This window comes from Virgibacillus sp. LDC-1, assembly GCF_030137545.1.
Classification (GTDB): domain Bacteria; phylum Bacillota; class Bacilli; order Bacillales; family Amphibacillaceae; genus LDC-1.
Genome location: NZ_JARUVL010000003.1, coordinates 23452 through 37252 on the forward strand (window position 1 = coordinate 23452; position 13801 = coordinate 37252).

13 protein-coding genes, 1 other RNA gene and 1 other annotated feature are annotated in these 13801 nt (G+C 38.1%); of the genes, 2 read left to right on the plus strand and 12 right to left on the minus strand.

Translation table 11 applies throughout. The features are described from left to right. Positions 1–50 precede the first annotated feature (50 nt). The 11 genes from QBK89_RS03710 to cymR form a co-directional block, all read right to left on the minus strand. The gene (locus QBK89_RS03710; RefSeq protein WP_284139678.1) at positions 51–335 is read right to left on the minus strand and encodes a DUF1292 domain-containing protein; all 285 of its coding nucleotides are present in this window, start codon (positions 333–335) and stop codon (positions 51–53) included. Between the two features lie 10 nt (positions 336–345). Continuing rightward, positions 346–765: a Holliday junction resolvase RuvX gene (gene ruvX / locus QBK89_RS03715; RefSeq protein WP_284139679.1), complete on the minus strand. Its 420-nt coding sequence runs from the start codon at positions 763–765 to the stop codon at positions 346–348. After that, positions 766–1032 (minus strand): IreB family regulatory phosphoprotein, encoded by a 267-nt coding sequence (locus QBK89_RS03720; protein WP_284139680.1) that lies wholly within the window; start codon positions 1030–1032, stop codon positions 766–768. It abuts the gene before it with no gap. Positions 1033–1124: 92 nt separating this feature from the next. Then, positions 1125–3770, minus strand: a complete 2646-nt coding sequence (gene alaS / locus QBK89_RS03725; RefSeq protein WP_284139681.1) for an alanine--tRNA ligase — start codon at positions 3768–3770, stop codon at positions 1125–1127. A 62-nt stretch (positions 3771–3832) separates the two neighbouring features. Then, positions 3833–4043 (minus strand) — a binding site (T-box leader). 43 nt (positions 4044–4086) lie between these two features. Beyond that, positions 4087–5157: an AI-2E family transporter gene (locus QBK89_RS03730; protein WP_330948636.1), complete on the minus strand. Its 1071-nt coding sequence runs from the start codon at positions 5155–5157 to the stop codon at positions 4087–4089. Positions 5158–5200: 43 nt separating this feature from the next. Further along, complete coding sequence (locus tag QBK89_RS03735; protein WP_284139886.1) at positions 5201–5386, minus strand: hypothetical protein; 186 nt, start codon at positions 5384–5386, stop codon at positions 5201–5203. A 72-nt stretch (positions 5387–5458) separates the two neighbouring features. Next, positions 5459–7780, minus strand: coding sequence for an SF1B family DNA helicase RecD2 (gene recD2, locus QBK89_RS03740; protein ID WP_284139682.1), 2322 nt, complete (start codon positions 7778–7780; stop codon positions 5459–5461). Between the two features lie 17 nt (positions 7781–7797). Further along, positions 7798–8463, minus strand: a complete 666-nt coding sequence (locus QBK89_RS03745) for a tetratricopeptide repeat protein (RefSeq protein ID WP_284139683.1) — start codon at positions 8461–8463, stop codon at positions 7798–7800. Positions 8464–8509: 46 nt separating this feature from the next. Continuing rightward, the gene (gene mnmA, locus QBK89_RS03750) at positions 8510–9622 is read right to left on the minus strand and encodes a tRNA 2-thiouridine(34) synthase MnmA (RefSeq protein WP_284139684.1); all 1113 of its coding nucleotides are present in this window, start codon (positions 9620–9622) and stop codon (positions 8510–8512) included. A 10-nt stretch (positions 9623–9632) separates the two neighbouring features. Next, positions 9633–10781 carry a cysteine desulfurase family protein gene (locus tag QBK89_RS03755; protein ID WP_284139685.1) on the minus strand — a complete coding sequence of 383 codons (1149 nt, stop codon included), beginning with the start codon at positions 10779–10781 and terminating at the stop codon, positions 9633–9635. A gap of 35 nt (positions 10782–10816) precedes the next feature. Continuing rightward, the gene (cymR, locus tag QBK89_RS03760; protein ID WP_284139686.1) at positions 10817–11236 is read right to left on the minus strand and encodes a cysteine metabolism transcriptional regulator CymR; all 420 of its coding nucleotides are present in this window, start codon (positions 11234–11236) and stop codon (positions 10817–10819) included. A 197-nt stretch (positions 11237–11433) separates the two neighbouring features. On the opposite strand from cymR, the gene QBK89_RS03765 reads away from it, so the two are divergent. Further along, entirely contained in the window at positions 11434–12711 is a 1278-nt protein-coding gene (locus tag QBK89_RS03765) for a replication-associated recombination protein A (RefSeq protein WP_284139687.1), read from the plus strand. A 172-nt stretch (positions 12712–12883) separates the two neighbouring features. After that, entirely contained in the window at positions 12884–13537 is a 654-nt protein-coding gene (locus QBK89_RS03770) for an RsfA family transcriptional regulator (RefSeq protein ID WP_284139688.1), read from the plus strand. 70 nt (positions 13538–13607) lie between these two features. On the opposite strand, the gene ssrS is transcribed toward QBK89_RS03770, so the two are convergent. Continuing rightward, positions 13608–13796: non-coding RNA, 6S RNA (ssrS, locus tag QBK89_RS03775), on the minus strand. Between the last annotated feature and the right edge of the window lie 5 nt (positions 13797–13801).

The window sequence follows — 13801 nt, forward strand, 5'->3', positions numbered from 1 at the left end:
AAAAACAAAGCAAGAGATCTCCTGTCACTGTTGAAACAGCCAACAATTTATTATTGATTTTCTTCTTCGGCCAATGTATTAATCATTTCTTCAACCATTTCCCATTCATCATCAGACTCAATTGGAAATAGTGATAAATCATTGTCATCGCCTTCTTTTTCTTCATAACGGAAAGCATAAACTTCAACTTCCTCGTCATTTGCTTGCTCAGCAGGTGCAACCGCAATATATGATTGTTTTGTTTCGTCCACATCAAAGGTGAATAGTACCTCAAATAAATGTTCCTCGCCGTTTTCATCTGGAATTATGATACGTTCTTTTTCTTCTAATGACATCGTGTCACTCCTATTTTTGTTGGTGATCAAGAAAGCCTTGTAAAATCATCATTGCAGCCATCTTGTCAATTACTTTTTTGCGTTTTTTTCTGCTTACATCTGCCGCTAGCAGCACACGTTCAGCGGCCATTGTTGTTAGTCGTTCATCCCATAATTCAGTTGGGATACCATGAACCTGTTCTACATGCTTTGCAAATCGTTGTGAGGCTTCTCCACGCTCTCCAATTGTTCCATTCATGTTTTTAGGTAGTCCTATTACAGCTTTACCAATTCGATGTTCCATTATAATTTTTTGAAGTGCAAGATCTGCTGATTGGATATCTTCTTCATTCCAATGAATGGTTGTGAGGCCTTGCGCTGTCCAGCCCAATTCATCACTAACAGCAACACCAATCGTTTTCGATCCTACGTCTAATCCAACAAGCTTCATCTATTTCTCCCTTTGCTGTTCCAAATAATATTTCACAAGCTCTTCAATTACTTCATCTCGTTCTACCTTGCGAATGAGATTTCTTGCGTCATTATATCTTGGGATGTAGGCTGGATCACCGGATAATAGATAGCCGACGATTTGGTTAATTGGATTATAACCTTTCTCCTGTAATGCTTCATGAACCGTAAAGAGAATTTGCTTAATGTCCTTGTCAAATGGTTCTTCTGAAAAATTAAATTTCATTGTTTTGTCAATTGAGCTCATAGTGACACCTCATTCCGATTTTTGCTCTACTATACACATTCTAACATGTTTAGCATCAATTTTATATTATTTTCATTTCGTCACTGAAAGCCTTACTCATTTTTGATCGCTTGCGCAACATAATCTTGTGCATATGCTAATGCAGTCTCGATCTTCTCGGGATCCTTACCACCAGCTTGAGCCATATCTGGTCGGCCACCACCGCCGCCGCCACAAAGACGAGCCGCTTCCTTAATCAAATTGCCAGCATGGAGTCCACGTGTGATTAAATCCTTTGTAACACCAGCCGCAAGCTGAACCTTTCCATCATTTTCTGCTGCTAGTAATATGACACCAGAATTTATCTTTTGTTTTAATTCATCTAACATCGTCCGTAGCTGGTTCATATCTTTTACAGCTACCTTTTGAGCTAAAAGTGGTATCGTCTTAATTGTAACGATCTCTTCCATAATAGATGCTGCTTCTGCGTTAGCAAGCTTCGCATTCATTGATTCGTTTTCTTTTTGTAATGCACGTAGTTCATCATGTAACGCTTCAATACGCGTTGGAACTTGTTCTTCCTTTGTTTTCAACAGACTTGCAGCTTGTTGAAGCGTTGACCGCTTTTCATTTAAAAATTGATACGCGAATTTACTTGTAACAGCTTCTACTCTTCGCGTTCCAGCTCCAATTCCGCCTTCGGAGACGATTTTAAATAAGCCAATCTCCGACGTATTACGAACATGACAGCCACCACAAAGCTCTAAGCTATAATCACCAATTTGAACAACACGCACAATATCGCCATACTTTTCTCCAAATAGAGCCATTGCCCCTAGCTTTTTAGCTTCATCGATTTTCTTGTAATCAATCGTTAGAGGAATTGATTGCCAAATTCTCTCATTCACAATCTCTTCTACTTTTTGGAGCTCGTCAGCTGTAACAGGACCAAAATGAGAAAAATCAAATCGTAGCCTATCTGGCTCTACTAAAGATCCTGCTTGATTAACATGTGAGCCAAGCACATCCTTTAATGCCTGGTGAAGTAAATGGGTTGCAGTATGGTTTTTAACAACGGCATTACGGAAATCTGATTCAACAATCGCTTTTACACGCTGACCAACTTCAAGCGTGCCTTCTTTTATCGTTACATGGTGGATATGCTGCCCTTTTGGTGACTTCTTAACAGCTTCCACATATGCAGAAGCAGTATCTGTATAAATCCAACCTTTATCCGCAATTTGTCCGCCACTTTCTGCATAGAAAGGTGTTTCTTTTAGAATGATAAATACTGCATCATCCGCATTCGCAGCATCTACATAATCTTTATCCTTTAAAATTGCAGCTATTTCGGTAGCACCTTCTAAAGCATCATACCCAATAAATTTACTTTCTACTTCTAACTCAGAAAGCACACTATCTTGAACATGCATAGAATCCACCTTCTGACGTGCATTACGCGCACGTTCACGTTGTGCTTCCATATTTGCTTTAAACCCTTTTTCATCAATGGTGAATCCATGCTCTGCTACATATTCCTCAGTCAATTCCTTTGGAAATCCATACGTATCATATAGTCGGAATACTTCTTCACCAGGAAATACAGTACTATTTTTTGCTTTTTCTTCTGTTAAAATTCGTGTTAAAATTTCTAAGCCATCGTGCAATGTCTCATGAAAACGTTCTTCCTCAACTTTAATTACATTTTCAATAAAGGCACGTTGCTTTTCCACCTCTGGATAATAGTCATGCATGATTTTTCCAACTACCGCAACGAGCTTATACATGAACGGCTTTTCGATGCCAATTTGTTTTGCAAAACGAACTGCTCTTCGTAATAATCTTCTTAGCACATAGCCTCTTCCTTCATTCGATGGAAGGGCACCATCTCCGACAGCAAAAGCAACCGTCCGAATATGATCGGCAATCACTTTAAAAGCAGTATCACTTTCTGGATTTTTCCCATAAGAAGTAGTTGCGAGTTCTTCCGTTTTACGGATAATTGGTAAGAATAAATCTGTTTCAAAGTTCGTTGGAACATCTTGAATTACCGAAACCATCCGTTCTAAGCCCATCCCTGTATCAATGTTTTTCTTTGGTAATGGAGTATATGTGTCATCTGGATTATGATTAAATTGTGAAAATACAAGATTCCAAATTTCTAAATAGCGATCATTTTCACCACCAGGATATAATTCTGGATCATTAGGATCATTTCCATATTTTTCACCACGATCATAGAATATCTCGGTATTTGGTCCACTTGGCCCTTCTCCAATATCCCAGAAATTTTCCTCCAAGCGAATAATTCGCTCTTTTGGTAATTTGATTTCATTTAACCAAATATCATATGCTTCATCATCTTCTGGATGCACGGTTACAGATAAAAGCGCTTGATCAAAGCCAATCCACTTCGGACTAGTTAGAAACTCCCAAGCCCAATGAATCGCTTCTTTTTTGAAGTAATCACCGATTGAAAAGTTTCCAAGCATCTCAAAGAATGTATGATGACGGGCGGTATATCCAACATTTTCAATATCATTTGTACGAATTGATTTTTGTGCATTTACTAAACGTGGATTTTCAGGGATTACACTGCCATCGAAATATTTTTTCAATGTTGCTACACCACTGTTAATCCACAGGAGCGTTGGATCATCCTTTGGTATAAGTGAAGCGCTAGGCTCTATACGATGTCCTTTCTCCTCAAAAAAATCTAAGAACATTTGCCTTACTTGAGCTGATGTTAATTGTTTCATCTTTATTCCTCCGTTTTTCATAGTAAAAAAATTGCAAACAAAAAACTCGTCGCTGCTTCTTATGCAGGGACGAGGATAATCGCGGTACCACCCTAGTTATGAACAAATTACTGTTCATCTCTCAAGTATGATAACGGTGTAAAACCGGCGAGGATTAGTCGCATTCCGGTGTAGCTTTCCATGGCTCAATGGCTAGGATTTCTTGCAGCCTAATGAAAATCCCTCTCTTGTAAGCCTGAGTCTCCATGTACTCTTTACCTTCAACATATTTACATATAGCAATTATGCGTTATTATATTGAATCTCATCTTAAATGTCAATTGTTCTGGCTAAAAATAATCATATGACTAACAACTACTTTTAAAATAGTTAATAACGGGACAGCTAAAATCATACCAATTACTCCGCTTAATTGTCCTCCTAAGAGCAAAGCAAAAATAATGGCAACTGGATGAATATCAATACTCTTTCCAACAATGTATGGAGCAAGAAGATTGCTTTCAATTAATTGAATCACGAAAACGGTGCCTACTACGAACAATACCATCTTCCCCGATATAGTGAGCGCAATCGCCACAGCAGGTGCAGCTCCAATAATCGGTCCAAAATAAGGAATAATATTCGTTAACCCCATAATAATCGCTAGTAATAGCGCGTATTTCATTCCAAAGAATTGAAATGCAATATACGTAGCAAGCGCAACAAAAAAACATACAAGAAGCTGACCACGAATATAGTTTCCAAGACTGTCATCAATCGCATGAATGACACTACTGCTCTGTTTTCGGTATTTTTTAGGAATATAAGCTTTCACACGCTCTTTTAGCTTATCGTAATCCTTCAAAAAATAAAAAACAAGAACAGGAATAACTGTAAGCATGATGATCATATCAAATATTTTAGATACGCCTCCAATTAGCTTACCTAGCAAATTTTCAATGTATTTTTCTGCATCACGAATAATGTGATCGATTTTATCATGAACGGATTCTGGTAAAAAAGAGGTCGATTCATATACTTGATAAATGATTGATTCATACATACGCACAAGCTGAGGCAGATGTGCATTTAAATCTCGTAATTGTTGGACCGTTACAGGATAGATTAAATACACTAAATACGCTCCTCCACCAAAAAACAACAAATAAATACTTAAGATGGAGAGTGTTTTTGGTACGTTAACTTTATCTAGCTTTTTGATAATCGGATACAATAAATACGCAATTAAGCAAGCAATTAAAAAAGGGGAAAATAATTTCCAAAGAAAGGACAGCACTGCTTGATAAAATGGAAATAGTTTTACGAGCAAAAATAAAAAGAGAAACAAAATAATACCAAAAATCATCCAATATAAATATGGAAGTGGTTTTATATCCTTACGCATCATGACATCTCCTTAGTATGTTGAAAAATAATTATACTAGGCGATGTCACTGAACTTGCCGCTCCTCATCACTAAATAAATCATCAAGTGAGCTTAATGAACCATCTACTTCCACCTGATGAACAGTTAAGGCAGTTCCTACAATAGCTATTTCAATATAACAGGACCAGCAATAGAATTGCTGTGAGCCGATTTTACCTAAATCCTTGCTCTGACAATTTGGACATTGCATCAACATAAAATCTCCCCTATAAACAGAAGGTTTTGCTGTTATGCTTGCCCGCTTTACTTAAAAGTATACATATTAGTCCATAAAATCATATGGTGAAAGGGCATCTTCCTCATCAGCTTCTGCTAATGGAAGACTTGTGGATGTCAATGCTTCTTGCAGGTGGTCCGATAATGAAGTAAACCTGCGATGAACGTCCAATGTTTGTACCCCTTTTAAAAATGCTTGTTTTTCACCACAAATAATAATAGATTCCTTTGCTCTCGTAATCCCTGTATAAAGCAGGTTTTTTCGAAGCATGCGATGATAGGACGATACGACTGGTAGGATAATGATTGGAAATTCACTGCCTTGTGATTTGTGGATGGAAATACAATACGCATGCATGATATTTACGTAATCCTTACGTTCATAGACAACCTCTTTCCCGTCAAATGAAATGACAAGCTGTTCTACTCCGTCTACGTTTTCATCCTCAGTAAAAATAGCAACTACTTCTCCAATGTCCCCATTATAGACATTATCTTCCGGTTGGTTCACAAGCTGGATAATCTTATCCCCTACACGAAAAACCGCCTCCAGCGCTTTAACCTCTCGTCTTTGATTCGTCTTTGGATTAATGAGCTGTTGCAATGCTTTATTTAAGGCATGTATACCTGCTACTGAACGATACATCGGAGCAAGCACCTGAATATCTCTAATATCATATCCTTTTTCCAGCGCTTTCGAAACGACACTCGTGACAACATCTACAACATGGTGATCTCGACAATTGAGGAAGCTAAAATCCTGTGCATTGTTTAAGGATGCTTGTGTACAACGATCCTGTTTGATTTGATGTGCCAGTTGAATAATTTGAGATCCTTCCTTTTGACGATACACCTCTTGTAAAGAAACGAACGGAATACAGCCACTTGCCAATAAATCTGCTAACACCTGACCTGGGCCAACAGATGGCAGCTGGTCTTCGTCCCCTACAAGAAGTACTTGCATATCATCTGGAATGGCCTTAAATAAGCTATTGGCTAACCAAATATCTACCATTGAGAACTCATCGATAATTAAGAGTTTTCCTTGAAGTGGTTCATGCTCATTCTTTTCAAACCCTTCATGCCCATCCCAACCAAGCAAGCGATGAATCGTTCTTGCGGGAAGTGAAGTTGACTCATTCAGCCTTTTCGCCGCTCGTCCTGTTGGTGCTGTTAATACGAAAGGAAAATCTGACTTATTATCATAGGAAGAAGGATCTACAGAAAGCTGGTGAATGGCTGCATAGGCTTTTATGATTCCTTTGACAACAGTCGTTTTACCTGTTCCTGGCCCTCCAGTTAAAATCATTACTTTTGCATGTAATGCTTGCTGGATTGCATCAAATTGCTCTTTGCCATAGCTAAGAATCTCTTCTTCCTCAATCTCGCCGATAATTGTCATAAGTTCTGCCAACGTTGTTTCTTTTTCTATCGGGTTTTCGATGATGCGTTTTAAATTAGATACGAACCCATCCTCTGCATAATAAAGCGAAGGCATATATACATGCCCATCCTGAATGATAATTTTCTTTTCTTGATTCAGTCTTTCCATACCGCTCTCTATTTCTTCGTCAGGTAGCGCATAAGATGGATGGTTTAATAATTCTTTCATTTCTTTTATACAATGGTCTACTGGTAAAAACACATGCCCTTCTTGAACACTTTTCTGAAGGATATACAAGCAACCCGCACCAATTCGATTTGAATGGGTAAACTCAATTCCATTTTGTCTTGCAATCGCATCTGCCGTTTGAAATCCAAAACCATCAATATCAAATACATATTGATAAGGGTCCTTTTCTAAAATATCAATCGCATCTTCCTTGTAATTTTGGTAGATTTTCTGTGCCATCTTAAGTCCAATATTATATTTAGATAGATAGACCGCTACGTGTTCAAATCCTTGGTTTTCCTGAAGTGATTTCACTAAATTCGCAGCTTTTTCCTTTTTTAAACCTGGAATATCCTGTAGTACGGTTGGATCATGAAGAATTTTAGAAATAGCAGATGCTCCTAGCTTATCCACGATACGAGTTGCTGTTTTCTTTCCGATTCCGTAAAACAAGTCGCTGGATAAGTAAGCGACGATCCCTTCTTTTGAATCGGGAATAATCGTTTGGTAAGATTCTACATTGTATTGCATACCAAATTTACGATGTTGTTCAAACTGACCGAAAAACATATAGCTTGTATTTTCCTGTAATGAAAAATACCCTTTGATAACAATTTCTTTTTCCTGATACGCTGTATTCGTTTCACGAACACTAATTTTAGCAATCGTAAAATTTTCGGTCTCATTTTGAAAGATCGTATAAAGGAGATCACCTTTTATATACTCTTTTTCTACTGCTTGAATTTCGTTCTCCATGGTCCTACCCCACGTTTCTACATGTCTTGATTCATAAACTCCATAACTCGCTTTAACCCATTCGCTGCTAATAAATGATCTGGTTGTATTTCTATTGCACGCTCAAAATGCTCCTGTGCCTTCTTTACAGCATCTTCGTACAAGGCAATTACTCCTAAATTATAATGGGCATCACTATGCTCTTGATCTTTATTTAACACTTGTTCAAACGCGGATTTCGCATCAGCTAGATGATTACTTTGTGCTAACGCAAGTCCATATTGGAACAAACTATCAATATGATCTTCTTCTAGCTCTGTTGCTCTTAGAAAATAGGGCAATGCTAGTTTAAAATGCTCCTCTTTTTGGAAGGTCATACCGAGCATATAATACACATCACCTTCTTCAAGTCCTAATTCAATCGCTTTTTGATAATTTTCTTGTGCCTTCGGGTAAAGAGATTGTTCATAATAAACATTTCCTAGCCCATAAAAGGCTGTAGCTGCATGTGGATCTAATTCTAAAGCCCGCTCATAAAATCGTTGTGCACGGCCTTGATCATTAATATGCATCAATAAATTACCGAAATTAATATATCCTAGTGCATCATCTGGATGCGCTTCAATGTATGCATTAAATAGACGTGCAGCTTCTTCATAATTATGATGCTTCATTTGTTCAATCGCTAATTGGATAGTATCCATGAAAAAACTCCCTTATCCATGTTAAAATTTCGTTTCCATCATTGGCTTAACCAACGTAATCTAAAAAGCTTCCATCTTTAAATACTTTATCAATCGTTCCTCCACCTAGACACACGTCATCTTGGTAAAAAACAACCGCTTGTCCAGGTGTAATCGCACGCTGTTGCTCTCGAAATATTACACGTACATTGCCATCCTCTAATACCTCTACTTTTACCTCACTATCCGCTTGTCGATAACGAAATTTAGCGGTGCAAGAAAACGATGGTGCCGATTCTACTGGATTTATCCAATTCACATCCGTGGCAATTAATCCATCAGAATACAAGCTATCATGTGTATATCCTTGCTCTACATAAAGGATATTCTTTTGAAGGTTTTTCCCAACAACGAACCATGGCTCTCCTGGACCGCCTATACCTAATCCTTGACGCTGACCTAATGTATAATACATCAGCCCATCATGCTTGCCTTTTACAACACCATCGAAGGTTTGCATTTCTCCTGGTTGTGCTGGTAAATAATTACTTAAAAACTCTTTAAAATTCCGTTCACCAATAAAGCAAATCCCTGTACTATCTTTTTTCGTTGCTGTAACAAGATTGTGCTCTAGCGCGATTTTTCTCACTTCTTTTTTCGGAAGATGTCCGAGTGGAAACATTACTTTTTTAAGCACATCGGCAGATAATTGATTTAAAAAGTATGTTTGATCCTTATTTTGATCGACACCACGAAGCATTTCTACCTTACCATCCTGTTCACGAATTTGCGCATAATGTCCGGTTGCTAAAAAATCCGCACCGAGCGACATGGCATGATCCATAAATGCTTTAAATTTAATTTCTTTATTACACATAACATCTGGATTTGGTGTTCTGCCTGCCTTATATTCATCTAGAAAATAAGTGAAAACCTTATCCCAATATTGTTTTTCAAAATTAACCGCATAATACGGAATATCAAGCTGATTACATACACGTACCACATCGTCAAAATCCTCAGTTGCGGTACATACCCCGTTTTCATCTGTGTCATCCCAGTTTTTCATAAATATTCCTACCACATCATAACCTTGCTGTTTAAGAAGGAGAGCCGCCACTGATGAATCAACACCACCACTCATCCCAACAACTACTCTAATATGCTGATTATCGTTCATGCTGTAACACCTACCTATTCTTCATCATTCGTTTCACGATTCCTGCAACTCGCTCGGCTGCTTCTTTTACATTTTCCTTTGTATTTGCCGATCCAAAGCTAAACCGAACGGCGTTTTTTGTACGTTCATTATTTGCTCCATACATAGCAACCAATACATGTGATGGTTCAATTGATCCAGCTGTACATGCACTGCCACTTGATGCTGCAACACCATTTAAATCAAAATTAACAAGCAACGATTCCACGTTCATGTGTGGAAAGCTAATATTAATAATAGATGGAATGGTATTTTCCAATTTCCCGTTGACTTCAAAGGCTATTCCTTCCTCTTGCAGCGTTTGAATAAATAGTTCCTTGTATGCCTGGTATAAATTTCGGTATTCAGCTTCCTTGTTCGTGCGAAGTTCTACCGCTTTTTGAAATCCTACCACATTCGCTACATTTTCCGTTCCAGGGCGCCTTTTTCGTTCTTGCTCTCCACCATAAGCGAGTGGCTGCAGCTTCACATGCTTCCCAGCATATAAAAGACCAATTCCTTTAGGACCATTTATTTTATGTGCGGTGGCCGTTAATAAGTCAATCCCCATTTTCTTCACATCTATTTCTAACAGTCCAAATGCCTGAACTGCGTCTGTATGAAAATAAGCTTGATGCTCCTTTAATAAATCACCAATTTCTTGTATTGGTTGAATTGTTCCTGTTTCATTGTTAACATACATCACCGATACGAGAATCGTTTCAGCCGTAAGTGCTTCACGAACGTCCTCCACTTTTATTACACCATTTTCATCAACTGGTAAATACGTTACCTCGAATCCTTCACGCTCTAAATACTCAGCCGTGTGCAATGTCGCATGGTGCTCCTGAACGGTAGTGATAATATGCTTTCCTCTATCCTTATTGGCAAGAGCAGTACCGATTAAAGCTAAATTGTCGGCTTCTGTTCCACCACTTGTAAATGTAACTTCTTTTTCATGTGCATGAATACGTTGAGCAATTGTTCTTCTTGCTTCATCCAAGCTTTGTCTCGCTTTCCTCCCATAGGAATGCACACTCGATGGGTTCCCAAAAACATCAGACATTAATGGAAGCATCGCTTCTATGACTGCTGGATCAATTGGTGTTGTTGCAGCATGATCTAAATAAATTGTTTCCATGTTCTATCCTTTCCTTCCTTTAAAAAACATTCCGTCTAAATATAAAACATGTACGCTTCCTTTGGCTCATCAAGCTCGTGACGGATTAAATCCTCTAAGGTCGTATTATCTAAAACATCTTTTACCGCATCTCGAATACGAAGCCAAAGTGCTTGCTTCGCAGGCTCTTCATCCTCAATTCCTTCTACTGGAGTGATTGGGCCTTCTAAAACACGAATAATATCACCTGCACTGATTTCTTCTGGTTTACAAGGTAATTTATAGCCTCCATAAGCACCACGAACACTTTGAATTAACCCTGCATTACGAAGTGGCGTTGCAAGTTGCTCTAAATAATTTTCCGAAAGCTGATGTGCTTTAGCAATCGCCTTTAAAGGCGTAGGACCATCTCCGTAATTTTTAGCCAAAGCGATCATAATCGTTAATCCATATCGTCCTTTTGTAGATATCTTCATTTCAAACACCTCTATTTAAATAAACAATTCTATTCCAATATGCATGCGTGAATTCGCAATTACATGACTAGCGTACATATCATTCGTTCACATTTATAATACATGATATTATATCATGAACAATGTCCATCTTGCATTTTATCCATTTCATGATTAACCTTAAATTATCATTCTATTATTAGTAAAGGACGATTAACATGAATCAACAGCCATTAGCATATCGAATGCGCCCTTCCCACATAAAAGAAATTATTGGTCAAAAGCATCTTGTTGGCGAAGGAAAAATATTATCCAGAATGGTTCAAGCAGAACGATTAGCATCAATGATCTTATTTGGTCCGCCTGGTACAGGGAAAACGTCAATGGCAACCGCCCTAGCAAAAAGTCTTCAATTACCTGTTAAAATGCTAAATGCAGTTGTAGATAAAAAGAAAGATATGGAAATAATCGTTGCAGAAGCGAAAATGACCGGGCACCTCGTCTTAATTCTCGATGAAGTACATCGGTTAGACAAAGCAAAACAGGACTTTTTACTACCACATCTAGAAAGTAATTTAATTACACTAATCGGTTGTACTACGAGCAATCCGTATCATTCGATTAATCCGGCAATACGCAGCAGATGCCATTTATTTGAATTACATCCTTTAACAACAGAAGAAGTAAAGCTTGCACTTTATCGTGCAATGGAAAATGTAACAGAAGGATTAGGTAATGTCCATATTAACTTAGCAGAAGATGCACTTAACCACTTTGCTTTTGCATCGAATGGGGATTTGCGATCGGCATTAAATGGTCTCGAGCTCGCTGTCTATTCAACACCTAAAAACGAGCTTGATTCAATCGATATTTCACTTGAAATCGCCGAAACATGCATGCAAAAAAAGAGCTTTTCACATGATAAAGACGGAGACGCTCACTATGACGTATTATCTGCATTTCAAAAATCTATTCGTGGTAGTGATGTAGATGCGGCACTTCACTATTTAGGAAGATTAATTGAAGCAGGAGATTTAGATAGTATTGCAAGAAGAATGATTGTTACTGCCTACGAGGATATTGGTGTTGCGAATCCACAGGCAGGTCCGCGGGCAGTCGCTGCTGTTCAAGCAGCTGAACGAATTGGATTTCCGGAAGCACGCATTCCCCTTGCTGTTGCGATTGTGGAATTGTGTTTATCACCAAAATCTAATACAGCTTATAAAGCGCTTGATGCCGCACTTTCAGATATTCGTAAAGGTAAAAGTGGAGATATTCCGAATCATTTAAAGGACGCACACTATAAAGGTGCTTCCGAACTAGGCAGAGGAATAGAATATCAGTATCCGCATAATGCGGAAAATGGGTGGGTGAAACAGCAATACTTGCCTGATACGATAAAGCATAAACAGTATTATCATCCGAAAAGCAACGGGAAATTTGAAAAAGCATTTAAACAAGTGTATGAAAAACTAAAAAATGATCAATCACATTAAAGTATCTTTAAAATTACAAGGAAGCTAGTATAATTCTCCCTTCTATCGGCAAAGCTAATATAAACATTTGTCTAGGTGAAAAAGTCTAATTCCATAAAAAGAAAGGCTACAAGACTTTTTATTCAACATTCATAGACATAAAATGCTGATATGGAAAGGGAGCTGAAACTTAATGGCTAAAGTAAGACAAGATGCATGGTCACATGAAGACGACCTACTATTAGCTGAAACCGTTTTGCGTCACATTCGTGATGGAAGTACACAATTAAATGCATTCGAAGAAGTGGGAGATAAATTAAACCGAACTTCTGCAGCTTGCGGGTTTCGTTGGAATGCAGAGATTAGAAAAAAGTATGAAAATGCCATTGATCTTGCCAAAAGACAACGAAAAGAGAAAAAACGAGCGTTGCAAACACATGGGAAGCAGACGAGTAAAACACAGCCAGTGCTAGCATTGCCAGCGAATTTGGATAACACGGAGAAAAATCCGATAGAAGAAAGTTCTATTTCACTAGACTCTGTGATTCATTTTTTAACTCACCTAAAAAAAGATTACTATGCTTCTAATCAATCAAAAATAACGCTCGAACAAACAAAGCGAGAAAATGAGAAGCTCAAAAACAAAGTGTATGCACTTGAAAACCAACTAAAAGAAACAGAGTATCGACTCCAAACAATTCAAGAAGACTATCAAGTATTTGTCCAAATTATGGATCGAGCTAGAAAAATGACGGTGCTTGATGACCATGATAGCTTTCAAGCCCCTGCATTTAAAATGGATAAAAACGGTAACTTAGAGCAATTAGCACAAAGCTCAGGTAACTAACAAACAGGGCTTCCCATCGTTTAAAGAAGAAACGAAAGGGAAGCCCTTAATAATTGTTCTGCTATGTAAAATCAATCCCAATAATGCCGTCTACTGTATTGTTTTGATCCCGCTCTCGGCAGGTGGGTGCTCTGTTTTACATGTTGTGCTTCCTCTTGTGCCCAATCGAGGCCTGCACGTCATATAAAAACAAGTGGAGCTCCCAAATATAGAAATGTTCGGTCAAAACGATGGAAATAGACGAACATATCAGGATTGATTTTT

What these genes read in the sequence shown, in the direction of transcription:
- cymR (WP_284139686.1), bottom strand. Translation starts at nt 11,236, where the DNA reads ATGAAGATATCTACAAAAGGACGATATGGATTAACGATTATGATCGCT.
- QBK89_RS03755 (WP_284139685.1), bottom strand. Translation starts at nt 10,781, where the DNA reads ATGGAAACAATTTATTTAGATCATGCTGCAACAACACCAATTGATCCA.
- QBK89_RS03745 (WP_284139683.1), bottom strand. Translation starts at nt 8,463, where the DNA reads ATGGATACTATCCAATTAGCGATTGAACAAATGAAGCATCATAATTAT.
- QBK89_RS03710 (WP_284139678.1), bottom strand. Translation starts at nt 335, where the DNA reads ATGTCATTAGAAGAAAAAGAACGTATCATAATTCCAGATGAAAACGGC.
- ruvX (WP_284139679.1), bottom strand. Translation starts at nt 765, where the DNA reads ATGAAGCTTGTTGGATTAGACGTAGGATCGAAAACGATTGGTGTTGCT.
- mnmA (WP_284139684.1), bottom strand. Translation starts at nt 9,622, where the DNA reads ATGAACGATAATCAGCATATTAGAGTAGTTGTTGGGATGAGTGGTGGT.
- QBK89_RS03735 (WP_284139886.1), bottom strand. Translation starts at nt 5,386, where the DNA reads ATGCAATGTCCAAATTGTCAGAGCAAGGATTTAGGTAAAATCGGCTCA.
- QBK89_RS03770 (WP_284139688.1), top strand. Translation starts at nt 12,884, where the DNA reads ATGGCTAAAGTAAGACAAGATGCATGGTCACATGAAGACGACCTACTA.
- alaS (WP_284139681.1), bottom strand. Translation starts at nt 3,770, where the DNA reads ATGAAACAATTAACATCAGCTCAAGTAAGGCAAATGTTCTTAGATTTT.
- recD2 (WP_284139682.1), bottom strand. Translation starts at nt 7,780, where the DNA reads ATGGAGAACGAAATTCAAGCAGTAGAAAAAGAGTATATAAAAGGTGAT.
- QBK89_RS03765 (WP_284139687.1), top strand. Translation starts at nt 11,434, where the DNA reads ATGAATCAACAGCCATTAGCATATCGAATGCGCCCTTCCCACATAAAA.
- QBK89_RS03720 (WP_284139680.1), bottom strand. Translation starts at nt 1,032, where the DNA reads ATGAGCTCAATTGACAAAACAATGAAATTTAATTTTTCAGAAGAACCA.
- QBK89_RS03730 (WP_330948636.1), bottom strand. Translation starts at nt 5,157, where the DNA reads ATGATGCGTAAGGATATAAAACCACTTCCATATTTATATTGGATGATT.